The organism is Methylomonas sp. PHL2-19 (genome assembly GCF_059331595.1).
In genome coordinates this window covers 731,453-756,927 of sequence record NZ_CP196839.1, presented here as the reverse complement: position 1 = coordinate 756,927, position 25,475 = coordinate 731,453, and the positions used below count along the sequence as shown (strand labels likewise).

31 protein-coding genes are annotated in these 25,475 nt (G+C 51.7%); 14 read left to right on the top strand and 17 right to left on the bottom strand.

Going from position 1 to position 25,475, the window contains the following annotated elements; genetic code table 11:
- Positions 1–28: 28 nt before the first annotated feature.
- The 6 genes from ACR02O_RS03565 to ACR02O_RS03540 form a co-directional block, all read right to left on the bottom strand.
- Entirely contained in the window at positions 29–712 is a 684-nt protein-coding gene (locus ACR02O_RS03565; protein WP_458138840.1) for a YggS family pyridoxal phosphate-dependent enzyme, read from the bottom strand.
- The gene (tatC, locus tag ACR02O_RS03560; RefSeq protein WP_205452536.1) at positions 705–1,460 is read right to left on the bottom strand and encodes a twin-arginine translocase subunit TatC; all 756 of its coding nucleotides are present in this window, start codon (positions 1,458–1,460) and stop codon (positions 705–707) included. Before tatC ends, ACR02O_RS03565 begins: the two co-directional genes overlap by 8 nt.
- Complete coding sequence (tatB, locus tag ACR02O_RS03555) at positions 1,435–1,758, bottom strand: Sec-independent protein translocase protein TatB (RefSeq protein WP_026602621.1); 324 nt, start codon at positions 1,756–1,758, stop codon at positions 1,435–1,437. The genes tatC and tatB overlap by 26 nt, the downstream gene beginning before the upstream one ends.
- An 8-nt stretch (positions 1,759–1,766) precedes the next feature.
- Entirely contained in the window at positions 1,767–1,982 is a 216-nt protein-coding gene (gene tatA / locus ACR02O_RS03550) for a Sec-independent protein translocase subunit TatA (protein WP_033156884.1), read from the bottom strand.
- A gap of 23 nt (positions 1,983–2,005) precedes the next feature.
- Positions 2,006–2,326, bottom strand: coding sequence for a phosphoribosyl-ATP diphosphatase (locus ACR02O_RS03545; protein ID WP_171697187.1), 321 nt, complete (start codon positions 2,324–2,326; stop codon positions 2,006–2,008).
- 183 nt (positions 2,327–2,509) lie between these two features.
- Positions 2,510–2,662: a hypothetical protein gene (locus tag ACR02O_RS03540; protein ID WP_494522832.1), complete on the bottom strand. Its 153-nt coding sequence runs from the start codon at positions 2,660–2,662 to the stop codon at positions 2,510–2,512.
- 190 nt (positions 2,663–2,852) lie between these two features.
- Between ACR02O_RS03540 and ACR02O_RS03535 the strand changes: the two genes are divergently transcribed.
- The 4 genes from ACR02O_RS03535 to typA all read left to right on the top strand — a co-directional run bounded on the left by ACR02O_RS03535 (position 2,853) and on the right by typA (position 6,644).
- Positions 2,853–3,755, top strand: a complete 903-nt coding sequence (locus tag ACR02O_RS03535; protein WP_020484211.1) for a LysR family transcriptional regulator — start codon at positions 2,853–2,855, stop codon at positions 3,753–3,755.
- Positions 3,752–4,321, top strand: coding sequence for a class I SAM-dependent methyltransferase (locus tag ACR02O_RS03530; protein ID WP_494522831.1), 570 nt, complete (start codon positions 3,752–3,754; stop codon positions 4,319–4,321). The genes ACR02O_RS03535 and ACR02O_RS03530 overlap by 4 nt, the downstream gene beginning before the upstream one ends.
- A 12-nt stretch (positions 4,322–4,333) precedes the next feature.
- Entirely contained in the window at positions 4,334–4,726 is a 393-nt protein-coding gene (locus tag ACR02O_RS03525; protein WP_319961570.1) for a rhodanese-like domain-containing protein, read from the top strand.
- Between the two features lie 109 nt (positions 4,727–4,835).
- Positions 4,836–6,644: a translational GTPase TypA gene (gene typA, locus ACR02O_RS03520; protein ID WP_346015185.1), complete on the top strand. Its 1,809-nt coding sequence runs from the start codon at positions 4,836–4,838 to the stop codon at positions 6,642–6,644.
- A 68-nt stretch (positions 6,645–6,712) separates the two neighbouring features.
- Here the strand turns inward: typA and ACR02O_RS03515 are convergent, their stop codons facing one another.
- Positions 6,713–7,525 carry a sulfite exporter TauE/SafE family protein gene (locus ACR02O_RS03515; protein ID WP_205452531.1) on the bottom strand — a complete coding sequence of 271 codons (813 nt, stop codon included), beginning with the start codon at positions 7,523–7,525 and terminating at the stop codon, positions 6,713–6,715.
- A 215-nt stretch (positions 7,526–7,740) separates the two neighbouring features.
- Between ACR02O_RS03515 and ACR02O_RS03510 the strand changes: the two genes are divergently transcribed.
- The 4 genes from ACR02O_RS03510 to yfbR all read left to right on the top strand — a co-directional run bounded on the left by ACR02O_RS03510 (position 7,741) and on the right by yfbR (position 10,619).
- On the top strand, positions 7,741–8,139 hold the full coding sequence (locus tag ACR02O_RS03510) for a hypothetical protein (RefSeq protein ID WP_494522830.1): 399 nt from the start codon (positions 7,741–7,743) through the stop codon (positions 8,137–8,139).
- Between the two features lie 421 nt (positions 8,140–8,560).
- A complete protein-coding gene (locus tag ACR02O_RS03505; RefSeq protein ID WP_101052747.1) occupies positions 8,561–9,016 on the top strand; it encodes a hypothetical protein in 456 nt (151 codons plus the stop codon).
- 194 nt (positions 9,017–9,210) lie between these two features.
- The gene (locus tag ACR02O_RS03500) at positions 9,211–9,996 is read left to right on the top strand and encodes a retropepsin-like aspartic protease family protein (RefSeq protein WP_494522829.1); all 786 of its coding nucleotides are present in this window, start codon (positions 9,211–9,213) and stop codon (positions 9,994–9,996) included.
- Positions 9,996–10,619 (top strand): 5'-deoxynucleotidase, encoded by a 624-nt coding sequence (yfbR, locus tag ACR02O_RS03495; protein ID WP_494522828.1) that lies wholly within the window; start codon positions 9,996–9,998, stop codon positions 10,617–10,619. Before ACR02O_RS03500 ends, yfbR begins: the two co-directional genes overlap by 1 nt.
- Here the strand turns inward: yfbR and ACR02O_RS03490 are convergent.
- Positions 10,614–11,282 carry an NUDIX hydrolase gene (locus ACR02O_RS03490; RefSeq protein ID WP_494522827.1) on the bottom strand — a complete coding sequence of 223 codons (669 nt, stop codon included), beginning with the start codon at positions 11,280–11,282 and terminating at the stop codon, positions 10,614–10,616. The genes yfbR and ACR02O_RS03490 overlap by 6 nt on opposite strands.
- 158 nt (positions 11,283–11,440) lie before the next feature.
- Here ACR02O_RS03490 and ACR02O_RS03485 point away from each other — a divergent pair, with 158 nt between their 5' ends.
- From ACR02O_RS03485 to ACR02O_RS03465, 5 genes are read left to right on the top strand one after another with little or no spacing between them, the layout of a single operon-like run.
- Positions 11,441–12,289, top strand: coding sequence for a cysteine hydrolase family protein (locus tag ACR02O_RS03485; RefSeq protein WP_494522826.1), 849 nt, complete (start codon positions 11,441–11,443; stop codon positions 12,287–12,289).
- Positions 12,290–12,298: 9 nt separating this feature from the next.
- Positions 12,299–13,489, top strand: a complete 1,191-nt coding sequence (gene pncB, locus ACR02O_RS03480; RefSeq protein WP_494522825.1) for a nicotinate phosphoribosyltransferase — start codon at positions 12,299–12,301, stop codon at positions 13,487–13,489.
- A 19-nt stretch (positions 13,490–13,508) separates the two neighbouring features.
- Entirely contained in the window at positions 13,509–15,206 is a 1,698-nt protein-coding gene (locus ACR02O_RS03475; RefSeq protein WP_494522824.1) for an NAD+ synthase, read from the top strand.
- 10 nt (positions 15,207–15,216) lie between these two features.
- The gene (locus tag ACR02O_RS03470) at positions 15,217–16,263 is read left to right on the top strand and encodes an NUDIX domain-containing protein (RefSeq protein ID WP_494522823.1); all 1,047 of its coding nucleotides are present in this window, start codon (positions 15,217–15,219) and stop codon (positions 16,261–16,263) included.
- 58 nt (positions 16,264–16,321) lie between these two features.
- A complete protein-coding gene (locus tag ACR02O_RS03465) occupies positions 16,322–16,540 on the top strand; it encodes a DUF3820 family protein (protein WP_205452518.1) in 219 nt (72 codons plus the stop codon).
- 204 nt (positions 16,541–16,744) lie between these two features.
- Here the strand turns inward: ACR02O_RS03465 and ACR02O_RS03460 are convergent, their stop codons facing one another.
- Both ACR02O_RS03460 and ACR02O_RS03455 read right to left on the bottom strand, forming a co-directional pair.
- Positions 16,745–17,002, bottom strand: coding sequence for a hypothetical protein (locus ACR02O_RS03460; protein WP_494522822.1), 258 nt, complete (start codon positions 17,000–17,002; stop codon positions 16,745–16,747).
- Between the two features lie 2 nt (positions 17,003–17,004).
- Complete coding sequence (locus tag ACR02O_RS03455) at positions 17,005–17,286, bottom strand: hypothetical protein (protein ID WP_494522821.1); 282 nt, start codon at positions 17,284–17,286, stop codon at positions 17,005–17,007.
- 205 nt (positions 17,287–17,491) lie between these two features.
- Between ACR02O_RS03455 and ACR02O_RS03450 the strand changes: the two genes are divergently transcribed.
- On the top strand, positions 17,492–18,568 hold the full coding sequence (locus ACR02O_RS03450; protein ID WP_494522820.1) for an alkene reductase: 1,077 nt from the start codon (positions 17,492–17,494) through the stop codon (positions 18,566–18,568).
- Between the two features lie 445 nt (positions 18,569–19,013).
- Here ACR02O_RS03450 and ACR02O_RS03445 read toward each other — a convergent pair whose 3' ends face one another.
- The 7 genes from ACR02O_RS03445 to ACR02O_RS03415 all read right to left on the bottom strand — a co-directional run bounded on the left by ACR02O_RS03445 (position 19,014) and on the right by ACR02O_RS03415 (position 25,362).
- Entirely contained in the window at positions 19,014–19,595 is a 582-nt protein-coding gene (locus ACR02O_RS03445) for a DUF4166 domain-containing protein (protein ID WP_494522819.1), read from the bottom strand.
- A 3-nt stretch (positions 19,596–19,598) separates the two neighbouring features.
- Positions 19,599–20,072, bottom strand: a complete 474-nt coding sequence (locus ACR02O_RS03440; protein WP_494522818.1) for a DUF2269 family protein — start codon at positions 20,070–20,072, stop codon at positions 19,599–19,601.
- Positions 20,069–21,358 carry an NAD(P)H-binding protein gene (locus tag ACR02O_RS03435; protein WP_494522817.1) on the bottom strand — a complete coding sequence of 430 codons (1,290 nt, stop codon included), beginning with the start codon at positions 21,356–21,358 and terminating at the stop codon, positions 20,069–20,071. The genes ACR02O_RS03440 and ACR02O_RS03435 overlap by 4 nt, the downstream gene beginning before the upstream one ends.
- Positions 21,359–21,520: 162 nt before the next feature.
- The gene (locus tag ACR02O_RS03430; protein ID WP_494522816.1) at positions 21,521–22,525 is read right to left on the bottom strand and encodes a helix-turn-helix domain-containing protein; all 1,005 of its coding nucleotides are present in this window, start codon (positions 22,523–22,525) and stop codon (positions 21,521–21,523) included.
- Positions 22,526–22,650: 125 nt separating this feature from the next.
- Positions 22,651–23,109: a PssE/Cps14G family polysaccharide biosynthesis glycosyltransferase gene (gene pssE, locus ACR02O_RS03425; RefSeq protein WP_458138835.1), complete on the bottom strand. Its 459-nt coding sequence runs from the start codon at positions 23,107–23,109 to the stop codon at positions 22,651–22,653.
- Positions 23,106–23,636, bottom strand: coding sequence for a hypothetical protein (locus ACR02O_RS03420; protein WP_458138834.1), 531 nt, complete (start codon positions 23,634–23,636; stop codon positions 23,106–23,108). Before ACR02O_RS03420 ends, pssE begins: the two co-directional genes overlap by 4 nt.
- Before the next feature lie 205 nt (positions 23,637–23,841).
- Entirely contained in the window at positions 23,842–25,362 is a 1,521-nt protein-coding gene (locus tag ACR02O_RS03415) for a fumarate hydratase (RefSeq protein WP_458138833.1), read from the bottom strand.
- Positions 25,363–25,475 lie beyond the last annotated feature (113 nt).

Genomic DNA, 25,475 nt, shown 5'->3' with positions numbered 1-25,475 from the left:
ATACCCTGCATTATCCATGAAAAACAAATTATTGGCTAGGACGCTCGCCGAACAGCGCCGTGCCGATCCGCACCAGCGTTGAGCCTTCGGCAACCGCTGCCTGTAAATCGCCACTCATGCCAAACGAAAAAGTATCGAGATCGTGGCGATCAAGTTGCCGCACTGCCTGATAGAGCCGCCGATACGGCAGGCATTGCGCCTGATAATCCTGCTGCGGCTCCGGAATCGCCATCACCCCGCGTAAACGCAAATTGGGCAGCTTACCGACTTGTTCGATCAGTACCGGCAAATCCGCCAATTCAATGCCGGATTTGCTCGCTTCATCGCTGATATTGACCTGCAAGCAGATATTCAAAGGCGGCAAATAGTCCGGACGCTGCTCGCTGAGGCGTTCGGCTATTTTTAGGCGATCAACGCTGTGCACCCAGGCAAAGTGCTGGGCAATAGGCTTGGTTTTATTGGATTGAATCGGCCCAATGAAATGCCAGCTGATATTGAATGCCGCCAATTCCTGCTGTTTTTTCAGGGCTTCCTGTAAATAATTTTCGCCGAAATGGCGCTGACCGAAACGGTAGGCTGCGGCAATATCGGCGGCGGGCTTGGTCTTGCTGACCGCCAATAACTGCACACTCCCCGGTGAACGCTGCGCATCGATTTCGGCCTGACGGAGTTGCTTGCGTACCGAGGCGAAACGCTGAGCGATACTATTCACGATCCTCAGCCGCCGACTCTTTTTTGGCGAACAATCGCGAAAACAGCAATCCGGATTCAAACAACAACCACATCGGCACCGCTAACAGAGTTTGCGACAAAGCGTCGGGCGGCGTCAAAAACATCGCGATGACAAACACCCCAACGATGACATACGGCCTTTTTTCAGACAGCGTTTCCGGGGTGATGATGCCGGTCCAGACCAATACGATAGTGAAAATCGGAATTTCGAACGATAAGCCGAAGGCAAAAAACATTGCCAATACAAAATCCAGATAAGTGGCTATATCAGTCATCACCGCCACGCCGGCCGGCGCCGCCGATGTGAGATAGCCGAATACCAGAGGAAATACCAAAAAATAGGCGAAGGCCGCACCACTATAAAACAACAGCGTACTAGCCAATAACAGTGGCGCCACCATCAGTTTTTCATGGCGATATAAGCCGGGCGCCACAAAACCCCAGAACTGGTAAAGAATGAAGGGAATGGAAACGAACACCGCCACTACAAACGCAAGCTTGAACGGCGTGAAAAACGGCGAGGCCACATCAATGGCGATCATCGTGCTGTTTTTCGGCATGTGCACTAACAGTGGCTCGGCCAGATAGGCGTAAATCTCGTTGGCGTAGCTTGCGGTACCAACAAATACCAGCAGCACGCATAACACGACCTTTAATAGGCGGTCGCGCAGCTCGACTAAATGGCTAAAAAATGACTGCTCGTTATCCAGCGGCGCTTGGCTTGTCATCGTCCTGATTGATTTCTGTCGCTGCCTGAGCATTGAAGTTAATATCGTCGAGAGCTGACTGAGTATCCTGCACCACTTTCTGCAATTCGCCGGCTATGGACTGTTGCTGGATTAACTGGCGCATTTCCTCAGCGTGCAATTCCTGTTTAATTTCCGCCTTAGCAGTGGCCAACACAGTACGGGCTTTTCCTACCCAAAACCCAGCCAAGCGGGCCGCTTTCGGCAATTTTTCCGGGCCGAGCACCAATAGCGCCACCAACCCCACCATCAACAATTCTGAAAAGCCGACGTCGAACATATCGCAGACTAAGCTCGGTCTTTTTCTTTATTAGTGACTTCGCCTTCCAAAGGCTCCTCTTCCTTGCTTGCAATCGCCTTATCTTCGCTACCTTCCTTAACGGCAGAACGAAAGCCCTTAATCGCTTCGCCAAGATCGGCGCCGATATTTTTCAGGCGCTTGGTGCCAAACACCAAGATCACGATAACCAAAACCACTAATAAATGAGGGATGCTTAAACCCATTGTTCACTCCTTAATTTTTACTATCAGGAAATATCGCGCTGCGCTTTTTCCTGTAAACCGGACAATCCGAAGCGCCTTTGCAACTCACTGATCACATGTTCCGGCCCGAGTTCCTGATGCGCCAACATCACCATGCAATGAAACCAAAGATCGGCAGTTTCATACACAATTTTATCCTTATCGCCGTCTTTGGCGGCAATCACCGTCTCGGTAGCCTCTTCGCCGATTTTTTTCAAAATATGATCCAAGCCCTTGGCGTATAAACTGGCTACGTAGGACTGATCGGCGGTTTGCAACTTGCGCTGCTCAAGAACCTCGGCCAATTGCTGTAAAACTTCGCTCATTAGCTTTTGTTTGGATTGAAAATTGCAAAATCATAGCACGTTGCCGAAGCAGCCAAAAAAAATCTATCGGCAAAAAAAAGCCTCCCTATGCTTGCGCAGAGGAAGGCAAAAAAACCAGCGGAGTGCTTAGAAGGAGGTTCCGCTCGTTATTACAACACCAGGAGGTAGTTACAAATTCTTGGATCAGCTATTCAGCAGCGCCTTAGTCGACATATTGCTAAATATGGAGGTGACAGCGAACAGCACAGTAGAGATGACGAACAAGCCGGAAATAAAGCTCCAAACACCGACAATAAAAAGAGCGCCGATTAAGATGTCTTTTTTAAAGTCGTTCATTGTGCTCAAATTCTCTATTTTTAAATCTTGCGCTTGACAAGACTTCATGTGCTTGCTCTTCAGTTGCAGCGCACTATACAGGATAGAAAAAAGTTTACAATTAGGCTTTTACTAAATAAATTGTATACAATTTAGAAACAATAAAAATGTCAACGCTTTTTGGTGAATTTTTTACTTTCCAGGAGATACCATGGACAAACTAACCAGCATGAATGTCTTTGTCCGCGTCGCCAAAGCCGGCAGCTTTGCCGGAGCCGCCAAAGATCTCGATATTTCCAGAGCAATGGCTACCAAACATATTATGCAGTTGGAAAGCGAACTGAACACACGCTTATTCAATCGCACAACCCGCAGCTTAAGCCTGACGGAAGCCGGCGAGGCTTACCTGGAGCGCTGCCAGCAAGTCCTACTGGACGTGGCCGAGATGGAATCGGCGATCACTCACCTGCAAACAGAGCCACGTGGCACACTGAAAATTCTGGCACCGCCAGTCATCGGCGCCAGCCATATTTCGCCGGGCTTGACCGAATATCTAAAAAACTACCCTGACCTATCGGTGGAAATGGTGCTGAAAGGCGGACAAGTCGATTTAATCGATGAGGGCGTCGATCTGGCTATTTATTTGGGACAACTCAACGATACCAGCCTGGTGGCCCGAAAACTGGCCAGCTCGTCGCTGGTCGTATGCGCCTCTCCGGAATATCTCAAAGCACACGGTACGCCACAAGACCCCGAAGACCTGGAAGACCACAGCTGCTTGATCAACTGGGCGATCCCACCCCGTAACAAGTGGCGATTCAAGGGCATACTCGGCGAACGCACCGTTACTGTCACAGGCCGGATGCAGGCCAACATGGCCGATCCGATCCGCAACGCTGCGGTGAATGGCTTAGGCCTGATCATGTTGCCGCGCTACATCGTCGGTCGCGACATCGAACAAGGCCGTTTACAAGTGGTCATGGAGCAATACGGTATCGCGCCGCTGGAGATTTATGCGGTTTACCCACACCGCAAATATTTATCCGCCAAAGTCCGTTCGTTTCTGGAGTTTATTCAAGCCTGGCTACCGCATAGAATCGGCATGAACCCATGACCGATCTACAAAGCAAGTGGGACGCCATTTATCGAGATTCCACCGCCGCACCTGCGCCAGCCGAGGTGTTGGCGCGGCATCAGTATTTGCTACCCAAGCAAGGCAAAGCGCTGGAATTGGCCTGCGGCATCGGCGGCAACGCGATATTACTGGCCGGATCCGGACTGGCCGTCGATGCTTGGGATATTTCCTCGGTCGGCCTGGGAATATTGCAACAACAGGCTGCCGAAAAAGGCCTTTCCATCGCCACTCGGCAATGCCATATCTACGCCGAAACACTTACAAATCAAACTTTCGACGTGATTGTCATCAGTCGTTTTCTTGACCGAACCCTGTGTAATGCGATAATGGCAGCCTTGAAACCGGGCGGCCTGCTGTTTTATCAAACATTTACCCGCAACAAACTTGACCAACAAGGCCCCAGCAATCCCGATTATTTACTGGAAAACAACGAATTATTGCGGCTGTTCTGCCCCTTAAGTGTGGTTTTTTACCAGGAGTACGCAAAACTCGGCGATACGCAATTCGGCAACAGAAACGAAGCCTGTTTTATCGGGCAAAAATAAAGCGGTAAATTAATGATAGAAAATCTCGACCCCAAACAATCCTGGGCGGTATTACAAAGCAACCCGGCAGCGGTACTGATCGATGTCAGGACAGCCATTGAGCACAGCTTTGTCGGCCACCCGCCGCAAGCCATTCATGTGGCCTGGAAAGAATTTCCCGGCATGCAGTTAAATACGGGTTTTGTGGAGCAAGTACAACAGCACGCCCCGGATAAAGCCGCGCCGATACTGCTCTTATGCCGCAGCGGACAACGCTCTGTAGACGCCGCCAAAGCCCTGGAAGCGGCAGGTTATCAGCATCTGATCAACATTCTGGAAGGCTTCGAAGGCCCGCTGGATGAAAACAAACACCGCGGCAATACCGGCGGCTGGCGTTTTCATGGCTTGCCTTGGCAACAAAGTTAATCCCTCAGCCAATTTCGGTCCGCGCCAGCGCGAAAACCAAAACTAAATCCCGCTGTGCGGCTTGTCCGTTCGGCCTATCTGTTCCTTAAAAATCATCTAGTAAATTATTGTGATAGAAAAACTCAGAAACATCGCGATCATCGCCCACGTCGACCACGGCAAAACCACCTTAGTCGACCAACTTTTACAGCAATCCGGCACCTTCGACGCGCACACCAAAGTCGACGAACGGGTGATGGACTCCAACGCGCTGGAAAAAGAACGCGGCATTACCATTCTGGCGAAAAACACCGCGATCGACTGGAACGGCTATCACATCAACATCGTCGACACCCCAGGACACGCCGACTTCGGCGGCGAAGTTGAACGGGTTTTATCGATGGTGGATTCAGTTTTATTGTTAGTTGACGCGGTCGACGGCCCGATGCCGCAAACCCGCTTTGTTACCAAAAAAGCCTTTGCCTTGGGTTTAAAACCGATTGTGGTGATCAATAAAGTAGACCGTCCCGGCGCGCGCCCTGATTGGGTCGTCGACCAAACTTTTGACTTGTTCGATAACCTCGGCGCCACCGATGAGCAATTGGATTTCCCGATTGTGTATGCCTCGGCGTTAAATGGTTTCGCCGGCCTGGAAGCCGACGTATCCGGCGGCGATATGACACCGCTGTTCCAAACTATTGTCGATAAAGTAGCGCCGCCGCCGGTTGATGTGGACGCACCGTTCCAAATGCAAGTCATCAGTCTGGATTACAACTCCTACGTCGGCGTAATCGGCATCGGCCGTATCAAGCACGGCAAAGTCTCGCGCAACATGCCATTGACCATTATCGATAACGAAGGCAAAACCCGTAGTGGCCGCATGCTGAAACTGTATGGTTTCCATGGCTTGGAGCGCGTCGAAGTGGAAACCGCGCAAGCGGGCGACATCATTGCCTTCTGCGGTATCGAGAATCTGAAAATCTCGGAAACCTTGTGCGACCCTAACAATGTAGTTGCCTTGCCGCCGCTATCGGTCGACGAACCGACCGTGAGCATGACCTTTCAGGTCAACAATTCGCCGTTTGCCGGTAGAGAAGGCAAATTCATTACCACTCGCCAAATTTACGACCGCTTACAAAAAGAGTTGCAGCACAACGTGGCCCTGCGTGTTGAAACCACCGACGATCCGGATAAATTTAAAGTGTCCGGTCGTGGCGAATTGCACTTGTCGGTATTGATCGAGAACATGCGCCGCGAAGGTTTCGAGCTGGGCGTTTCGCGCCCGCAAGTGATCATCAAGGAAATCGACGGCATCAAACAAGAACCGTTTGAAAATGTCACGATTGAAGTGGAAGAGCAGCATCAAGGCACCATCATGGAAAAATTGGGTGACCGTAAAGGCGACCTGAAAGACATGGTGCCGGACGGTAAAGGCCGCATCCGTCTGGAATATGTCGTGCCTTCCCGCGGTTTGTTGGGCTTTCAAACGGAATTCCTGACCGCAACCTCCGGTTCGGGTTTGTTCTATCACGTATTCGATCATTATGGTCCGGTGAAAGAAGGCGCGGTGGGCAATCGCGTGCGTGGCGTGTTGATCTCCATGGCCAAAGGTAAAGCGGTCGATTATTCACTGTATCCGCTGCAAGCTCGCGGTGAGTTGCTGGTGGTTAATGGCGATGAAATCTACGAAGGTCAATTGGTCGGTATCCATTCTCGCGGTAACGATTTAGTGGTTAACCCGACCAAGCCCAAACCTTTAACCAACATTCGCGCGGCGGGCTCTGACGACAGCTTGACCTGCGCCAAAATTCAAAAAATGACGCTGGAACAAGCTTTGGAATTTATCAGCGATGACGAGTTGGTCGAAGTGACACCTAAATCAATTCGTCTACGTAAAATCTTATTGACTGAAAACGAACGCAAACGCGCACCGAAATAGGCAAACAAAAAAGCCGTGCTCGTCGCAAAGACGAGCACGGCTTTTTTATTCGGAAAACCAGATTGGGCTTATTGCAATACGAATTTTAAGCCTATCACCAGCAGTAAAGTCGCTAACACCGGACGCAAAAAATATTCGGGAATCTTTGCACTTAGATGACTGCCGACCCAAATACCCGGCACCGACCCCAGCAGCAAGCTGATCAGTAAATCCAGATCGAAATTCCCCAGGCTCAAATGCCCCAAACCAGCTACCGCGGTTAAAGGAATCGCGTGCGCCAAATCGGTGCCGACTATTTTCAAGGTCGTCATTCTTGGATAAAGAAATAGCAAAGCAACGGTTCCCAAAGCTCCGGCACCAACCGACGACAATGTCACCAACACCCCCAGCACAGCACCAGTAAAAACCGTTGCAACTTTTTCCCAACGCGGTGAAAATCGGCCACTATTTACCTGGTTGCTGTGTTCGTCATCAATCTCCGCACTCTTGGACGCTTTGCGCAACAGAATACTGCGAACCAGCAAGGCCAGAGCGGTCAGCAACAAAGCCACACCCAAGGTAAAGGTAATTGCACCGGTCACTTCCTTGCCAACCTCCATCAGATTTTTCAACACATAAAGTGTTACACCTGCAAAAGGCAAGCTACCCAACGCCAACCAGCCGACGATTTTCCAATCTACCGAACCGTGCTTACCGTGATGAACAAACACCCCTGCGGTTTTCGTAATCGACGCATACAGTAAATCCGTGCCTACCGCGACGGCGGGTTTAAAGCCAAACAAAAACACCAGAAGCGGCGTCATCAACGAACCGCCGCCAACCCCGGTAACACCCACCAACATACCCACGGCAAAACCGGATGCCGTATACATTAAATTCATAGACAATCACCTTAAACTTCATAATATTCGATAAGTGACTTCATTATGCCAGCGCAATCACTCAGCTTATTAATGATTAAATTGCATATGTATATTTAATTTTTAGATATTTATTGATCTGAGCGCACAATTGCTCAACACCTAAATGACTGAGTCCGACGCCATCTTTTAGTAAACTGACGAGTATTCACTAAAATCCAACTTTAGGGGGATTTATGGTTAAGCAAGCGATAGTTTTGGTATTTGGCTGGCTTTTGTCAGGCACGGCCTTCGGCGATCAAGATGACTGGGTCTACACGCCACGTCAGCAACCGCAGCAACGACAATACCGGCAGCAACCCGAGCTGCGGCAATACAATCGCCGAGACGATTACAGCAATGACTATGAACAGGATCGTGATCGTGATCGTGATTTTCAAGACTATCCAAGAAATCAAGGCAATCAAGGTTTTCAGGGCTATCGAGGTGGCTATCGCGGCTACGTTCCTCAGCCTCCGACCGGCTATCAGGCTCCCGCCGACTATTATGGATTACCGCCAGTAAGGGGTTTCGTCTACCCACCGCAACCGCAGCAAATGCCGGGATTCGAGAATCACCAACGCGGACGCTGGTAGCCGCAAAACGAGTTATTGATCCTTAGCATGAAAAAGGGCAGCAGGCTTTCGACATCTCTTCACTCAGATTGACCTTACGATACTGAGCGTTTTTGTCGGGAATTCGATAAATTGTCGGACAGTTGGCAAGCGTTCCCGAAGATAGAGCTTTTTGCGGGTTTTGAGATAGCGATGAAAGGGCTGGGAGCCTATTTACAAGGAAGCCTTTAACACATTGATTGCACTGACGTGCCCGACAAACTTACCACGAACGGAATCAATAACATATGCTTCGCCTTGAGCCTGCCGGAAGACTTACTCGAAGCGGCCTTAAGTTTTAAAAACAAACAGTTATTGCCGAATTTTGGCGCCGGCGGAAATTGGTCATGATTTTGCTTGGCGGTTAATGCCTGTCCAAATCAAATCGACTAAGGGGAATAAAATGTTTGAACACAAAAATCTTGACGGCACATGGAACCGCGTTGTTTCAACAAGCGATGCGTATCTGAGTGGTGATATTCTGGAAACGCGGGATATGGTCGGCACCGAACCCGAGAAAATCGCGCGCATGCAATTTGCTGTGATCGGCCAGCGCCTGGTCGAACGTTGCCTGCCGCCGGAAGCCTTGAGTGAAACTTGGGCGCAGGATGCCGGCAAGCTGCCTTGGTGGGATTCGGTAAAAAACCCGCCGCATATGGGTATTATCGCCGACTTCAACAGCCACAACGGCGGTTTGCATCGTATTCCTTTCGACGCCAATCATAACGTCGTTGGCTTTGCCAGCGATGGCGAGGAAATCGTTCTCGGTAAAGGTGTGTACACAGTCACCCGCAAAAGCGATGGCAAAGAGTTGAGCGCTGCATCGCAAAGTGAGCTGCGCGCGTTGTATTTCGCATAAGCGGTGGATTGATCGGCACTGGACCCGGTTAACCCGGTTTTATTAACCCGGCCCTCAAACATCGTTGCTCCCGCTTAAGCGGGAGCCCCGTTTTCTCACTCCCGCTCACCAGTATGCTAAGTTTTAGGTAATAATCGGCGCTAGCTGAGAATGCTACGAGTTTTTTCGCTGAACGCAGATTGTCGGAACGGAACATGGGCATACAGGATCGCGACTACTACCGGGAAAAATATCAACCAGAGTCTAAAATTGCCGGCCCTGATGTGGTCGCTCATCGGACGACGCAGCGGGATCGCGGAAAATCCGGTCACAGCGGCATTCGCTATCTTTTGTTTCCGGTCTTAACCATTGCCGCCCTGTGGTACGGCGCCGATGCCTTTTTGAGGTTCCAACAGTCCAAAAGGCAGACGGAGATACCGCTTCCGGTGGCTATGGCTCCGCAAGCCCAACCACAATCTAATCTGATTACTCCCAAAGCCGGCGGCGTGGTTTTAAAAACCGACCCGCAAGGCCATTTTCGCGGTACGGTGTTAGTCAATAATGTGCCTATGCCTTTTCTAATCGACACCGGAGCGACCAAAACCGTGATTCCGAGCAGTATGGCAATCCAAGCCGGTTTGCCCTTCGGCGGCGTGGTGCAATCCAATACTGCCGGCGGCAAAGTAGCGGATCGCGCGACTCAAATCACCAGCTTGGTTCTGGGTAGTGCTGTCATTAAAAATCTTGATGCGCACATCAACGACCATCTGGATGAAGTGTTGATTGGCATGAATACTTTAAAATATTTCCAGATCACGCAAACCGGCAATACGCTGACCTTGTTAGCCAATAACCAAGCAGGCATCAGCCCCGCGAATCAGTCCATGACCAGTCTGGAGACGTTGGCAGCAAACCAGCCGATTAAAAAGCCCACCACCATCAAAAAGACCGTGCACTGCGATGAACGTAAGGTCTGCACGACAACCTACAGCGATCATTGATGTCAGCCATTAGCAGCAGTTTTTATGCTTACCTATCGCGCTTGCGTTGGATCAAGCGCTGGGGCTTGAAGCGCAACGCCCATGAAGAAAATGTCATGGAGCATAGCTGGGAAGTGGCGGTGATTGCCCACACGCTGGCCTTAATCAAAAATCGCTATTTTGACGGCCAACTCGACGCCAATGCGGTTGCCACCGCCGCGCTGTATCATGATGTGACGGAAGTGATTACCGGCGATTTGCCGACACCGATCAAATACCACTCACCGGCGATACTCGGCGCTTACAAGCAAATCGAACAACAGGCCGAAACCGAGCTGTTGAACTTGTTGCCGGACGCATTGCGCGAGGATTTTCGCGCATTTATTCAGCACGAAAGCCTGCCGGAGGCTGATCAGCACGTCATCAAAGCGGCCGACAAGATTTCCGCTTATCTAAAATGCCAGGCCGAACTCAAAGCCGGCAACACCGAGTTTGAACTGGCCGCCGCGCAGTTGGCTCAGAATATTCATGAATTGCAGCAGCCGGAAGTAGTGTTTTTTATGCAGGCCTTTGCGCCGAGTTGCGGCTTGACGCTGGATGGCTTAATGCAAAAAAGCGACTCCGAAAAAGGCCGGAATCTATAATCCGCGCACCAATAGCTTCAACTGATTTTTAAATTCGCTTTTCAGCCGATAGAGCTGCGCGGGTCTGTGCGCGCCGGCGGCTTCGGTTTGCCCTTCTACTGTTTCCAGCACCCCCAGTTCCTCCATTTTTCGCCGAAAGCTGACTTTATTCAACGTTTCGCCTAAGCAAGCCTCGTAAATCTTTTGCAATCTCGGCAGGCTGAAGGTTTCACCGGCCAAGTAACAAGGCAAGGAGGAATACTGCGACTTGTTACGAATCCGCTCCACCGCCGTGGCAATGATGTCGTTATGGTCAAACGGTAAGCGCCGCAAGGCATCCACTGCACAAATAGTCAGCCCGGGGTTGTTTACTGACAAGATCAAATCGGCATCAACCAAGGCAAAATACACCACCGAGATCGACCAGCCGCGTGGGTCACGCGCTGCGCCGGCAAAGGTTTTCAGTTGCTCTAAATAGGGCGGCAGCAAACCGGTTTTTTGTTGCAGGATGCGTACCGCGGCGTCCAGGCAATCCCTATCGTCTTGTGCGTGAATATACCCGCCGGGCAAGGCTTCCTGGTTTGCGTAAGGTTCTTTGTCCCGTTTGGACAGCGTGACGCACAAGCGATCTTCTTGGATGATCAGCAAGACAATATCAACAGTTGAAATAATGGGTTCGAGCATAGCAATATTGAGTTGGGCGATGGGAGGTAACTTACTTAGTAAAGAATTATAACTATACCTGCATACAAAATAGCGCACGATAAATTTTTGTTAGTTGCATTATGTAACTAACAAGGTTAAGCTAAGCCCATCTCAAATATCGTCGCAGGTTAAAGCTCATGGCAAATACTCAATTAATGATCATCGATGCGCAAAACGACTTTTGCGATCACGCGACCGAAGGCTATGCTCCGGCCCTGCCCGTGCCGGGCGCCTATCAGGATTGCGTGAGACTGGCGCAGTTGATTGAACAAGCCGGACTTGCCATTGCCGGCGTTATCGCCACGCTCGATACCCATCACATGATCGATCTGGCACACAACAGCTCTTGGCTAACTGAAGAGGGTGTAGCCCCACCCCCATTTTCCCGGGTGACCGCCGCTGACTTTTTAGCAGGCCGTTATCGCCTGTCCGTCACACCGGTGTCACCGGAGCAAAACGATTATGTTCTAAACTACCTGCAACAACTGGAACAGATGCAACGGCCTTTTATCCTTTGGCCGCCGCATTGTTTAATCGGGACACCCGGGCACAAGCTTAACCCCGAGTTGGCGCAAGCCTTAAGCGATTGGGAAACGCGAACCTGCAAAGCCGTTACGCTGGTGCAAAAAGGCGAAAACATTTGGACGGAAAGCTTTTCCGCACTAAAAGCCGTCATCCCGGATCCTGCCGATCCGGCCACGCAGTTGAATCGAGCCATACTGGAAATGCTCGCTCAGTCGGATCGTTTGTTAATCGCCGGCCAAGCCAGCAGCCATTGCGTCAAGGAGACGATCAGCGACATCTTGCAGTTCGGCGCCGCCGAGCTAAAACGCAAGCTAGTGATCCTGACTGACTGCATGAGTCCCGTCAGTGGATTCGAAGCGGCGGTCGAACAATTTTTTACCGAACTGCGCGCACAAGGCGTTCGTTTGGCAACCAGCGCCGAAATGGCTTTGGAACTGGTCCCCGAAAATAACCCATACTAAGGAATGCACATGCCCCCCATCGTCAAAAGCCTGCTTGAAAACGATTTGTACAAATTTCCGATGTGGCAAACCATGCTGCATAAGCGCCCGGAAGCCAGCGCCGAATACGATTTTATCTGCCGGAGTACACCGGAATACCCGCTGGCCGAATTGCTGGATGATGTCAAACAAGAACTGGATCACCTGTGTTCGCTGCAATTTGCCGACGACGAGCTAGCCTATTTAGCCAAACTACGTTACTTAAAACCCGATTTCATCGAGTTCCTGTCCTTGTTTCGGTTTAGAAGCAAATACATCAAGGCATTTGCCGAAGGCGACACCCTGAGAATTCAAGCCCAGGGTCCGCAAGTGCATGTGATGAATTTCGAGATATTTTGTTTGTACATCGTCTCGGAACTGTATTTTCGCCGCTTCGACCAGGCGGCGTTATTGGCGGAAGGCCGCCGCCGCTTGCAGGCAAAATTAGCTACCCTAAAAACCTTTGCTGAGCAACCCGCAAAAACCCATGCCTTCGAGATTTTCGATTTTGGTTTGCGCCGGCGCGCTTGGGGTAGCTGGCAAGAGGAAGTGGTGCGGACGTTTCAAGCCGAAGTGCCGAGCTTGTTCAAAGGCACGTCCAATGTGTATCTGGCCAAAAAATTCGGTTTAACGCCGATAGGCACCATGGCTCACGAGTATCTGCAATCCTACCAAGCGCATGTGGTGCGGCTGCGCGAATTTCAACGCATGGCCTTGGAAGATTGGGCGCAGGAGTTTCGCGGTGATTTGGGTGTGGCGTTGACCGACACCATTGGCATGGATGCCTTCCTGCGCGACTTTGATTTGTATTTCGCCAAATTGTTTGACGGCCTGCGGCATGACTCCGGCGACCCGGTGGTTTGGGGCGAAAAAGCCATCGGCCATTATCAAAAACTACGCATCAATCCGCATGGTAAACGCTTGGTGTTCTCGGATGGACTGGATATTTCCAAGGCAATCAGTCTTTATCAGCACTTTGGGGACCGCATTCAATTGGGCTTTGGGATAGGCACAAATTTAACCAACGATCTTGGCGGCCCCAAACCTTTGAATATTGTGATGAAACTGGTGCGCTGCAACGGCGACCCGGTGGCGAAATTATCCGACGCCCCCGGCAAGACCTTATGCAATGACCAAACCTTTATCGCCTACTTGCGGCAGATTTTTAATCACTACGCCTAAATTCTGCATAGGAATTGTTATGTCCAAACTTCCCCTGACCGTCGCCATCGCCCAAATCAATCCCATGGTCGGCGATTTTGCCGGCAACTTGGCGATTGCCAAAGATGCTTATCGCCAAGCCGCCGCGCAGCAGGCGCAATTGTTAGTGTTCCCGGAGTTGTCCTTGTGCGGGTATTACCCCGGCGACCTGTTAAACGAATCGACCTTTATTCGCAAAGCCTACGAAGCGTTGGTAGAGCTGACTGCTTTTTCAACGCAGTTTCCGGACCTCGTTGCGATTGTCGGCACGCCGATAAAAGCAAACGGCCCCGGTAAGCCGCTGTATAACGCGCTGATTGCCATACGTAACGGCGAGACTATTGCGGAATATCACAAGCAACTGTTGCCCACCTACAATATTTTCGATGAGCGCCGTCATTTCGAGCCCGGTCAACAGGGCGCGGTGAGTATCGACGTCGCCGGTTATAAAGTAGGGCTGATGATTTGCGAGGACGGTTGGAACGACAATGCCGACGATTATCCGGTTAATCCTTACGAAGCACTTGCCCGGATGCGCCCGGACTTGGTGGTCAGCATCAATGCCAGCCCGTCCAATATCGGCAAACGCGCGCAACGCCAACAAGTGATTTGCGGCGCGGCCCGCCGGCATGGCTTGCCGATACTGTATGTCAATCAAGTCGGCGGACAAGACAGCATTGTATTTGACGGGGCTTCCTTTGCCGTGAATGCCGATGGTGAGATTGCGCGCGAATGGCCGGCTTTCCAAACGGTGATAGATACGCTGCGTTTTACAGAAGGCGGATTTCAAACCATTGCGCAATCGGCCCAGCCCCAAATTGATAATGATCAGGAATTCATTCTGCAACATATCCTGCTGGGCTTACGCGATTATGTGCGGCGCTGCGGCTTTAATCGAGTCGTGGTGGGTTCCTCGGGCGGTATTGATTCGGCGTTGACGATTGCGATTGCCGCCGAGGCCTTGGGACCGGAAAATGTCATTGCTATCACGATGCCGTCGGCATTTTCCAGCAGCGGTTCGGTGAGCGACTCGCAACTGCTCTGCGATGCCTTGGGCGTAGAGCTATACAGCTATCCGATCAAGACGCTGGTGAATGATTTTGGCGAGCAATTTCACAGCAGTTTTTCCGAGGAATTACGCGGTTTGAGCTTGGAAAATTTGCAGGCTCGTCTACGCGGCACCATCCTGATGGCATATTCCAATCAGTCCGGTGCGATGGTCCTTACCACCGGTAACAAAAGCGAAATATCGGTGGGTTATTGCACGCTGTACGGCGACACCAACGGCGGTTTGGGCCTGATCGGCGACTTGTATAAAACCGAGGTGTATCGCCTGTCCGCTTACATTAACCAACGCGCCAATCGTGAGATTATTCCCGCAGCGATTTTAACGAAACCGCCTTCCGCAGAATTGGCGCCCGATCAGAAAGACACCGATAGCTTGCCGCCTTACGAGGTGCTGGATGAAATCTTGAAACTGTTGATCGAAGGCAAGCAGCTGGCTGACCACGAATATGAAAAAGCCCGGGAGTTTGTGGCTGGCTATCGAACCACCGCGGCCGGTGAAGCGGTTTACCAGCGCATCGTCGGCATGATAGCCCGCAACGAATACAAACGCCGGCAAGCTCCGCCCATCATTCGGGTGCGACCCCGAGCCTTTGGCGCCGGCCGGCAAATGCCGATAGCGGCCAAACATTAAGGCTAGAGCGATGACTAAATACCAAAAAGCCATTGTGATTGGCCGTTACCAAATTTATCACAAGGGGCACGAGCAACTAACCCGCCGAGCCTTGGAAATTGCCGACGAGGTGCTGGTGATTGTCGGTTCGTCCTTTCAGTCCAGAAATATCCGCAATCCGTTTAAATGGACCGAACGGGCGGCCATGATCACCGCCACGCTGCCGGAGAGCGAGCAAGCCCGCCTCAGATTTTTACCGGTACGGGATTATTACGACGATACGCTGTGGAATGCCGATGTCCGGCGGCAAGTTGGTGCATGTGTGGCGGACGGCGAACGGGTTGCATTGGTCGGCTTTAACAAGGACGAGTCCACGTATTATCTGGATAATTTTCCCGATTGGGCGATGGAGGCGATAGAGTCCGAGCTGGATATTGATGCTACGGCACTGCGCCACCAGCTGTTTGCAGCAGAAAACACGGAGACCGCGTTGGCAAATATCGCCAGCCGGATTTCCGTGCCGGTGAGGGATTTTTTAAACGATTGGGCAAAGAATCCTGAGTACGCGGTATTAAAAGCGGAATACGCCAAAATCCATGCAGAGAATCAAGTCTATGCCGGCATTCCCTGGGATATTATTGCCACCACTGTCGATGCGGTAGTCACTGTCAACGATCATGTGTTGCTAGGCAAGCGCAAACATTATCCCGGAAAAGGCTTGTGGGCTATCCCCGGCGGCTTTCTGGAGAAACGCGAATCCTTGCTGCAAGGCGCGATCCGCGAATTGAAGGAAGAAACCAGCCTGAACCTGCCGGATTCCGCTTTGCGAGACTGCCTGCAACAGATTAAAGTGTTTTCCCACCCCAGAAGATCGTGCCGTGGCCGCGTCATCACGCATGCCCATCACTTTGCTTTGACAACTCCTTGGCTTGATGGGTCTCGGCCGGAGATAAAAGCAGCGGACGATCTTGAAAGCGTGGCCTGGATACCGATCACGCAGCTGCCGACACTGGAAGAAGCGCTGTTTGAAGACCATTTCGCTATCTTGTGCAACTTCCTGTCATTTCAAACTAAGTAGGACGATGCACGTTATTTAAGCTTAACAGGGCAGAGGGAATAGCCAGGGAAACTTATCCATGAAACCCGAAGATTTACCAAAACTGGTCAGCGTTACTATGCCTTACGGCAAATACAAGGGCCGCGTTATCGCCGATTTGCCCGGCCACTACCTCAATTGGTTCGCGCGCGAGGGGTTTCCTGCCGGTGAATTAGGCAGACTATTGGCATTGATGCAGGAAATGGATCACAACGGCCTAAAACCTTTGCTCGAGCCGCTCAGACAAATAAAGTCCTGACTATTAAGCTGGTCCTTAATATGACTGGTCTTTATTTGCCCTGTATCGGACGGCTGATTTTTAGGCAAAAAAATTCCGACACGAGGCCGGATTAAGGGAGGAAGTTATTGCGCTGAACATCTCTGCAATGGCCAGTATAGTATCAGTGTTTCCTAATGCCTGGAATGCGACATAATGTCACGCGCCACCTGGCTGAAACGCAGTTTAATGATGCCCGTGGTGACCAAAATGTCCGTGACCGTGATGCCCGCCATAGCCCCTATGGCCTCCGTATCCCCACCCGCCGCGGTACATTGGCACAGGGACCGGCACAACAGGCGCCGAATAGCCGTAACTATAGCTACCGTAACCATACGGCGTATACGTCGCGGGATAAGACTCGGCATAGGGTGCGTAAGCCACACAACCGCTCAACATCGTCAGACTCAAAAACATCAGGGCAAGGCGTATTCGCGTGTTCACGACTACCAACCTTGCCGTATATTCCGGTCACACCGCGGTGCGGGGATGGGTTGTTGATAGACAAACCCTCTCACTGGCGGCAACCCGTAATAATCTGCCGGCGCCTGGTAATAGCCGACTGCGGGCGGCGGCACGTATGCGCGGTAATACGGATTGTTATAGCGATACCCGTAGTGCTCGCGTTGGTAACTATGATGATGTCTACCGCCCCAGCCGCCGTCATGCGCAAATGTTGCGCTCGAGAATAGCAAGATGGTTGCCAACAGTGCGGTAAGCCTGAACATAAACCCTCCTTATCCGGGATCTTCAGTTGCGGCTCATTGTTCACCCGCAGGCTTAAACATCTCTTAACTGACGACAATACTTAATAAGACTTTTCCGCGCACGGCATGAATAGTGCCGCCTGATTGCATATTTCCATAAAATACCTGGCTGGATGTTATGGTGTCAGGTAAAACAGCTAACAATTGCATTTAACATGGAGACGATATGAGCAACCTGTTTGAGCCCATCAAAGTGGGGGACATTAATTTACCTAACCGCATCGTGCTGGCGCCTTTGACACGCTGCCGAGCCAGCGCCGGCCGGGTACCTAACGAATTGATGGCGGAATACTACGCACAGCGAGCGGATGCCGGGCTGATTTTAAGCGAAGCCACCAGCGTGTCCGCGCAAGGTGTGGGCTATCCGGACACGCCCGGCATTTGGTCGGATGAGCAAGTCGCAGGCTGGACCAAGGTCACCCAAGCAGTACATGCAGCGGGCGGACGAATTTTCCTGCAACTCTGGCACGTCGGCCGGGTGTCGCATCCGGACTACCTAAACGGCGAGTTGCCCGTCGCGCCCAGTGAGATTGCGCCCTTGGGGCATGTTAGCCTGCTCCGCCCGATGCGCGATTACGTAACCCCCAGAGCCCTGGGCATCAGCGAAATTCCCGAGATTGTCGAGACTTACCGCAAAGGCGCGGAAAACGCCAAACTTGCCGGTTTTGACGGTGTGGAGATTCATGGCGCCAATGGCTATTTGTTAGACCAGTTTTTGCAGGACAGCACCAATAAAAGAACCGATGCTTACGGCGGTTCGGTGGAAAACCGCGCCCGTCTGATGCTGGAAGTGACGGATGCGGCTATTTCGGTATGGGGACCGGGTCACGTGGGTGTGCATCTTGCGCCCAGAGGCGACTCGCATACGATGGGTGATTCCGATCCCTTAAATACCTTTGGCTATCTAGCCGAGCAATTGGGCAAACGCGGCATTGCGTTCATTTTTACCCGAGAATCGCTCGGAGAGAACCGTATCAGCCCGGCGTTGAAAAAGCGTTTCGGCGGGGTGTTGATTGCCAACGAAGGTTTTAATAGAGAAACCGCGCAACAAGTCATTGCGGCCGGCGAAGCGGATGCCGTTTCGTTTGGCAAGGACTATATTGCCAATCCCGATTTAGTCCGGCGTCTGCAACTAAATGTGGCCCTTAACCCCTATCATGCTGAAACCTTTTATGGGGCCGCGGGGCAGGATCCGAGAATTGGCTATACCGATTACCCGCGTTTGGTCGCGGACGTGGGCTAAAAAAATAGTGTGGTTCCCGCGCAGACGGGGACCACAGATGTTACCCACAAGTGGCTTGCGAGGCTTGCAGAGAGATATTAATCGCCACCCGGAACTTCAGACAACGCCATATCCTGCAATAATTCCAGCCAAATCTGGCGATATTTTGGACATCCGACTTGGTAAAAACAGTTGGTCAAGACGCGCCAACCGGCCATGCTGGGTTTCTTCAGTCAACACGTCGCAGCTGTTCTCGCTCGGCTGCAGTGGCGCCTGGAGCAACCAAGCTCAAACCCACTCCGGTTGCACCGCCATGCAAGAGCTCACCCCACAATATTCGAACTTATCCGCGATTATTCCGGGTCGTCTTGAAAACCGGAACACAGCGGTATAGCGGGCATGCATGCTTGGGAAGAGCCGCGTTTGGATCCCGATCTGTAGCCGTCCTTCCCATCGATAAACCCTATCAGCCATAGCGAAAGTTTCCCCGGTAGTAATAACTCACACCCCACCAGGGATGGCGGATGCTGAAATCCAGATAGAACTCGTCTTCTGAAACAGCACTTTCGCTGATGCTGGCCGAACCTAGCAATAAGTAATCCGGAATATTCAGGCGTAGCGACCCGCATTGCCAGAAATGGCCGTTACTGCGATACAGCAATTCGCCGTTTTCGACGCTGACGTGCAAGCGCAAGCCAAAACCAAAGCCTATGAGTTCGACCAACTCGTGGTCTGCCGCATAACTCATCCTGGAAGTAAAGCAATCAGTTTTACCATCGGCGTAAGTCATCGTCCTATGCCAATGCAATAGTTCGCCGTCGGCGGTCTTGTCCACTTCGGCTTGTGCCGCCTGCCCGCGCCACAGTAACAAGCCGCCGAACAAATGAATCAGCCAAATCAACGGAAACAGATAAATTGGATAACCTATTTCCATCGTTCCCGTTAGCCGGCTTTGTTGGCAGTCGCTGATTTGGTAATGTCTTTGGATGACTTCCGGCAATTGTTGCCAATCGGCGCCCAACACTTTTTGCATTAATGATTCGGACATGGCTCAGCTCCAGAGTGAATTATGAAACACCATCAAGGTGGTGATGCCTATCATGCCGAAGAAGGCCGGCACGCCCAACCATAGCCAAATCTTGGAATAATAGTGGTAAAGGTACGGCAAAGCCCGGCCTTGGGCCAGTGACTCGGTGGCGATGTCGCGCATGCGGATCTGCAAAATCACCACCGGCAACCAGCACAGCCCGGTGATTAAATACAGCGCCACTGTCCACCACAGCCAGCCGTCGCCGAACGAAGCCGACAATTGATCGGCCAATAACACGCCGGTTAACGGCTGGATAATCACAGTCGGCGTGGTGAACCACCAATCGGCCAGCACTACATGTTTGCTGGTCGTGGCGATTGCCGCGTGATCGCCGCTTTTATCGGCCATCACTTTGTAAAACACCGTGCCGGAACCCAAACCGAACAATACGATGGCGCTGAGGATGTGGATCAATTTTAAAGATAAATACATCATGACGGCTCTCCTTCCAATATTCTGACAAGCAACAAGCACATTAAAAACGGCAGATTTTTCAACAGCGGACCGAACGGGTGGAATACAAATTCCGGTAAACATGCGGCTACTGTCAGGCTATAGCCGAGGACGACCCAGAACTGCCAAAGCATGAGCTGACTAATCCTAAACCGCGCTAAGGTCGCCAAACCCAAGCCAATATCCATGGCTGCCAAGCCGTATAAGGCTATTGGCGCGCCCATGCCGGTGATGCCAAGCGCTGCCAATAACTGATAACTCAGTTGATGCGGGTAGAAAAACAGCGAGGTGATGCCGCTCCATAGCCAGACGAGGGCAATCACGTATCGCAACAAAGGCTTGAGAAAATACAAACCCGCATGCCAACGCTCGACTGGGCTGGCCGCTTGTTCGAACCATTGCTCGTTCACGTTGAAGGGCGCTCGTTCCAAAAACTGGGTGAGCGGCGCTGGATCCGCGCAATTGCCGCGATTTAGCATCGCCAGGTTGTCTTTACTGACAATCGGCTCGTTCAGCCATTTGCCCATATCAGCCATGCTCAGCGCAAATGGGTAAGGCACGGAGCAAGTTCCGGCCTTGGGTTTGCCTAATCGCCGCCTAAGCCCTTGCAGCCAGTCCGCATAACTTAGGGGGCTGGGGCCGACCAAAGCCAAGGTTTTACGACCGGAGACAGCCGGCTCAAGACAACGGCAGACAGTGGTGGCTACATCGGCGATATGAATGGGTTGCAAAAGCTGGCGGCCACCATCCGGCAGCAGATGCACGGGTAAAGCGGCCAACGCATGAAACAAGCCGCTACTTTGCCCGCCGGGACCATAAACCAGCGACGGTTGCAGTACAAACCAGTCCAGGGCCAAGTCGCGTAAGGCATCGTCGGCAGCTTTTTTGCTGAGGTGGTAATTTGATTCGGCACCCGCGTCGGCACCCAAAGCCGAAACTTGCACGATCTTTTTTACCCCGGCGCACGCACCGGCCTGAAACAAGGCTATCGGTGCTTGACTATGCAACTGGGCAAAGCTTTGGTTATTGTTCTCGGCAATGATGCCCACGCAATTGACGATTGCGTCGACAGCTTGCAGATGCGGCAGCCAGGAGTCGATCGTACCGGCCTGGGCAAAATCCAAGTTTAATCGGATCAGGTTTGGATGATCGATTAGTAGACGTTCGGGGTGGCGGCAACAGGCCGTGACCTGGTGACCCTGTCGCAGCAACTCGTGTAATACGGCGCTACCGATAAAACCGGTCGCGCCGGTTAATAGAATATTCATGGTTTTGCTCCAAATGTTGAGAGGCAGGAGCAGATTAACGACCGCGAAACGGCGGAACTTCCGGAATGATAGGACAGGAATAGAAATAATTTACGCGGGATATAAATCCATAGACATCAAAGTGTTACGGATTTACAAAATGATAAAACTGGAGTTTTTTGTTTAGCCGGCGTGTGTTTTTCGATACTGTCCGGGCGCGACGCCGACGATGTCGCGAAACGCCGCATAGAAATTGGACTGGGTGCTAAAGCCCACCGTCAAGCCTATGGACAATACCGACGCATTGGGTTCCGCCAATAGCAATTTTTGGGCGGCGGCGATGCGTTGTTCGCGAATGTAGCGGGAAAAGCCTTGTTGAAATTCGGTATTGATCAGTTCGGATAATTGGTGCTGGCTCAAATTCAGTTGCTCGGCCAGCAAACCTAGGTTCAGGGTTTCCAGTGCATATAGTTTGTCCTGTGTCATCAAGGCGTCAAGCTTGGACAGCACCGCCTGTCTGTCGACATTATTAAGCGTGGACCCGGCATAGGCCGCCCGTACCGCCTCGGAAACGTCGGCCGTAATGTTCGGGAAGCGCAACAAGGTTAATGTCACCGCAAAAAACGCCAGCCCGATCAGTATGCTGTAGCTGCTGATGAAGTCGGTCTGGTTCAATAACGGCCAGATAAAGCCCAGTAGCAACACCCCAACGGCAATCGCAAACAGGGTTCCCAAAGCCAACAGTTCCAGACGAAAGCGCCGCCGCTGTCCGTGCAAGCCGTAGACAATTTTAGCCAACCACGCCAGATAGCCGCTGCCCACTAAAAACGCACCCGGCAAAGCCAGCTGATAAGGCAGCATCCAACCGCACAGTATCGGCGCGGCGTGCCAGGCATCGGCCCAGCGGTAATTCACCTCGGCAATCAACAACTGCCGGCTATAGAAATAAAAACTGGGAGCGATGCCGTATAGCAATATCAGATAAAGCGGCGAATGCACCCCATCGAATCGATTCAATAACCAGCTCACATGCAGGCTTTGGACAACCGCCAAACTCGTAACCAATACAAATCCCGCCAATCTCGGCACGCAACGCAGCGATTCCTGGCGCTGTAAAAGATTGCCGACGATCAGCAACAAGGCCGCGCCTAGCGAAAAGCCGATGCACAACAGAGGAGCTATTTGCATGAAAAAATAAGGCCTCGACAAGAGCAGCTACGTGTAGACGGCATTCCGAAAGGTTCGCGATGGGGTTTAAATTAGCTATACATGTAGAAGGAGAACGGCCGCGCCATCAATTGCAATGGCTTTGGTTATCCTTGGCAGGCCGACAGATATTCCAACAGATCGTCGGCCAAATGCGGCATATTGGAGGCTTGATATTCGTGATGCCTAGCCTTGTCGATCATAGTGGCGAGCTGCTGTAAATCGGCCGTCCATAATATAGGCGTTTGCTCGGCGAGCCGCGTCAAAAATTGCGCCTGATGATTGTCTGCCCCCTTGGGATTGGCGACCGCCACGAATCTTTTTTCCTTGATCAACAATTCCAGAGTACTACCCGTGCCGCCGTGACAAACGATCAGCGACGCTTGTTCGATCAAGGCGTCGAGATTTTTTTGAAACTTAAAATACTCGCAATGCTTGGGAATATAACTGCCATGGCCGATTTGGCAGATCACTTTTTCATCGAAAAATTGCGCGGCCGCCAATTCGTCGACCGTTTGAATCAAATCGTCAAACGTCAAGGTGGTGCCCACGGTGACCAAAATCATAGGATGGTTCCTTTATAGATGGATTTATCGACCTCGCTTAATAACTCCGGCCATTGCACATAAAATTTATTCGCCAAGCCAAAATAGGCGATAAGCTGGCTGGTTTTTGACGGATTATTAACCCTGGTAATGCTTTCAACAAAGACCGTTTTAATACCTTTGAGTCTTGCCGCGATAAACAGCGGAATAGCCATCGACGAACCCAGGACTATTATCGCAAAAGGCTTTTCTTTATCTATGATTTTATAACTGGAATAAAGCGATTTAAAAAAAGAAGCTATTTTAGAAAACTGGTTTTTTTCCAGGCTGAAGTTAGTCACTGCCGGAATGGTATATACATCGGTACAATTTGGAAATTTTTCCGCAATGGGCGTGCTTAATATTTTACTATCGGAAGGGATAATGGCAATAAAATCGTAGTGTTGGCTTAATGTTTTCAGCAGACAAATACTTTCAAAATAAAACCCGCCTCCGCCGATGCCAAGGGCAATCTTTGAGGGTTTTTGCGCCGATGTATGCTCTGTCATGGTTTGCCTACGTCAATAGTGAAGAACGCTTATGCGCCTGTTTTTTATGCCGATCCGCAGATTGAATCATATGCTATTTTTCCGCCAGCGGCGATAAACTCAACAGAAAGCCGGTGTTTCGGGGGCAAATTTGTATGCCCTTGCTTGTAACAAAACCAGGAAGCCTACGCCTTTTACTAAAAACGTAAACATCAATATGGCGGGCTTATTCCGTTATCACCGGTATCTTCCCTATCCGGCTTTGCCACTCTTTCGGCGCGGTCGCATGAATCGACTCGCCGCAACTATCCACCGCTACCGTCACCGGCATATCCTCCACCACAAACTCGTGAATCGCTTCCATTCCCAGCTCGGGAAAAGCCACGACCCGTGCCTGTTTGATGGCCTTGGATACCAAATAAGCCGCGCCGCCGACCGCGATTAAATACACTGATTTATGCTTGGCAATGGCCTCAATCGCTTTTGGGCCGCGTTCGGATTTGCCTATCATGCCTAGCAAGCCGGTTTTTTCCAGTACCGTGTCGGTGAAACTGTCCATCCGAGTGGCAGTAGTGGGGCCGGCCGGGCCGACCACTTCATCGCGCACCGCATCGACCGGGCCGACGTAGTAGATGAATTTATCTTTTAAATCGACACCTTCCGGTAAGGACTCGCCTTTGTTCAACAGATCGACGATGCGCTTGTGGGCGGCGTCGCGGCCGGTTAACAAGGTGCCGCTCAGCAGCAAGGTTTCGCCGGGCTTCCAGTCGGCAACGTCTTGCTTGGTCAAGCCATCGATATTGACCCGGCGGGCGCTGCTGGCGGATTGGGTAATCTCCGGCCAGTCCGACAGTTTGGGCGGTGTCAGAATGGCCGGGCCGGAGCCGTCCAACACGAAATGCGCATGGCGGGTGGCAGCGCAGTTTGGGATCATCGCCACCGGCTTGTTGGCGGCGTGAGTTGGGTAATCCAGAATTTTCACGTCCAGCACCGTAGTCAGGCCACCCAAGCCTTGTGCGCCGATGCCCAGCGCGTTGACTTTGTCGTACAGTTCCAGACGCAGTTCTTCAATAGCATTCGATGGCCCGCGGGCGATCAGTTCCTGAATGTCGATCGAGCCCATGCAAGCCTGTTTAGCCAAAATCATGGCTTTTTCCGCGGTGCCACCGATACCGATGCCCAAAATACCGGGCGGACACCAGCCGGCGCCCATGGTCGGCACGGTTTTCATCACCCAGTCGACGATGCTGTCGGCCGGATTCAGCATCACGAATTTGGACTTGGCTTCCGAACCGCCGCCTTTCGCTGCCACTTCCACGTCCACTTTGTCGCCAGGCACCAATTCCATATGCACCACCGCCGGGGTATTGTCCTTGGTATTGATGCGCTTGCCGGCCGGATCGGCCAGGATGGACGCCCGCAACACGTTGTCCGGATGCAGATAAGCCTGGCGCACACCTTCGTTAACCATCTCGGTCACGCTCAATGCCGCATCCCAGCGCACGTCCATACCAATTTTTAAAAAAACCGTAACAATACCGGTATCCTGGCAAATCGGCCGGCGGCCCTCGGCGCACATCCGCGAATTGATGAGAATTTGCGCCATTGCATCTTTCGCCGCCGGGCTTTCCTCTTTTTGGTAAGCCACATACAAGGCGTCGATGAAATCCTTGGGATGGTAATAGGAAATGAACTGCAAGGCATCGGCGATGCTTTGGATGAAATCGGCTTGGCGAATGGTGGTCATGGTGGTCGTCGGGCTATGAAGGAGAATTGGAAATTTATCACGAACCGCTGCCGTCCTGAATCAAAAACTGGTCGCCCAAGCCGTCGGTATTGAAATATAAAACGACAACTTGG

Coding starts and splice junctions, on each gene's coding strand:
- tatC (WP_205452536.1), bottom strand. CDS start 1,460: ATGACAAGCCAAGCGCCGCTGGATAACGAGCAGTCATTTTTTAGCCAT.
- ACR02O_RS03485 (WP_494522826.1), top strand. CDS start 11,441: ATGGCAAATACTCAATTAATGATCATCGATGCGCAAAACGACTTTTGC.
- ACR02O_RS03510 (WP_494522830.1), top strand. CDS start 7,741: ATGGTTAAGCAAGCGATAGTTTTGGTATTTGGCTGGCTTTTGTCAGGC.
- ACR02O_RS03490 (WP_494522827.1), bottom strand. CDS start 11,282: ATGCTCGAACCCATTATTTCAACTGTTGATATTGTCTTGCTGATCATC.
- ACR02O_RS03530 (WP_494522831.1), top strand. CDS start 3,752: ATGACCGATCTACAAAGCAAGTGGGACGCCATTTATCGAGATTCCACC.
- tatB (WP_026602621.1), bottom strand. CDS start 1,758: ATGTTCGACGTCGGCTTTTCAGAATTGTTGATGGTGGGGTTGGTGGCG.
- pssE (WP_458138835.1), bottom strand. CDS start 23,109: ATGATTTTGGTCACCGTGGGCACCACCTTGACGTTTGACGATTTGATT.
- ACR02O_RS03430 (WP_494522816.1), bottom strand. CDS start 22,525: ATGCAAATAGCTCCTCTGTTGTGCATCGGCTTTTCGCTAGGCGCGGCC.
- ACR02O_RS03525 (WP_319961570.1), top strand. CDS start 4,334: ATGATAGAAAATCTCGACCCCAAACAATCCTGGGCGGTATTACAAAGC.
- ACR02O_RS03470 (WP_494522823.1), top strand. CDS start 15,217: ATGACTAAATACCAAAAAGCCATTGTGATTGGCCGTTACCAAATTTAT.
- pncB (WP_494522825.1), top strand. CDS start 12,299: ATGCCCCCCATCGTCAAAAGCCTGCTTGAAAACGATTTGTACAAATTT.
- ACR02O_RS03465 (WP_205452518.1), top strand. CDS start 16,322: ATGAAACCCGAAGATTTACCAAAACTGGTCAGCGTTACTATGCCTTAC.
- ACR02O_RS03440 (WP_494522818.1), bottom strand. CDS start 20,072: ATGATGTATTTATCTTTAAAATTGATCCACATCCTCAGCGCCATCGTA.
- ACR02O_RS03445 (WP_494522819.1), bottom strand. CDS start 19,595: ATGTCCGAATCATTAATGCAAAAAGTGTTGGGCGCCGATTGGCAACAA.
- ACR02O_RS03455 (WP_494522821.1), bottom strand. CDS start 17,286: ATGTTCAGGCTTACCGCACTGTTGGCAACCATCTTGCTATTCTCGAGC.
- ACR02O_RS03450 (WP_494522820.1), top strand. CDS start 17,492: ATGAGCAACCTGTTTGAGCCCATCAAAGTGGGGGACATTAATTTACCT.
- ACR02O_RS03515 (WP_205452531.1), bottom strand. CDS start 7,525: ATGAATTTAATGTATACGGCATCCGGTTTTGCCGTGGGTATGTTGGTG.
- ACR02O_RS03420 (WP_458138834.1), bottom strand. CDS start 23,636: ATGACAGAGCATACATCGGCGCAAAAACCCTCAAAGATTGCCCTTGGC.
- ACR02O_RS03505 (WP_101052747.1), top strand. CDS start 8,561: ATGTTTGAACACAAAAATCTTGACGGCACATGGAACCGCGTTGTTTCA.
- yfbR (WP_494522828.1), top strand. CDS start 9,996: ATGTCAGCCATTAGCAGCAGTTTTTATGCTTACCTATCGCGCTTGCGT.
- ACR02O_RS03545 (WP_171697187.1), bottom strand. CDS start 2,326: ATGAGCGAAGTTTTACAGCAATTGGCCGAGGTTCTTGAGCAGCGCAAG.
- ACR02O_RS03500 (WP_494522829.1), top strand. CDS start 9,211: ATGGGCATACAGGATCGCGACTACTACCGGGAAAAATATCAACCAGAG.
- ACR02O_RS03540 (WP_494522832.1), bottom strand. CDS start 2,662: ATGAACGACTTTAAAAAAGACATCTTAATCGGCGCTCTTTTTATTGTC.
- ACR02O_RS03415 (WP_458138833.1), bottom strand. CDS start 25,362: ATGACCACCATTCGCCAAGCCGATTTCATCCAAAGCATCGCCGATGCC.
- tatA (WP_033156884.1), bottom strand. CDS start 1,982: ATGGGTTTAAGCATCCCTCATTTATTAGTGGTTTTGGTTATCGTGATC.
- ACR02O_RS03435 (WP_494522817.1), bottom strand. CDS start 21,358: ATGAATATTCTATTAACCGGCGCGACCGGTTTTATCGGTAGCGCCGTA.
- ACR02O_RS03535 (WP_020484211.1), top strand. CDS start 2,853: ATGGACAAACTAACCAGCATGAATGTCTTTGTCCGCGTCGCCAAAGCC.
- ACR02O_RS03475 (WP_494522824.1), top strand. CDS start 13,509: ATGTCCAAACTTCCCCTGACCGTCGCCATCGCCCAAATCAATCCCATG.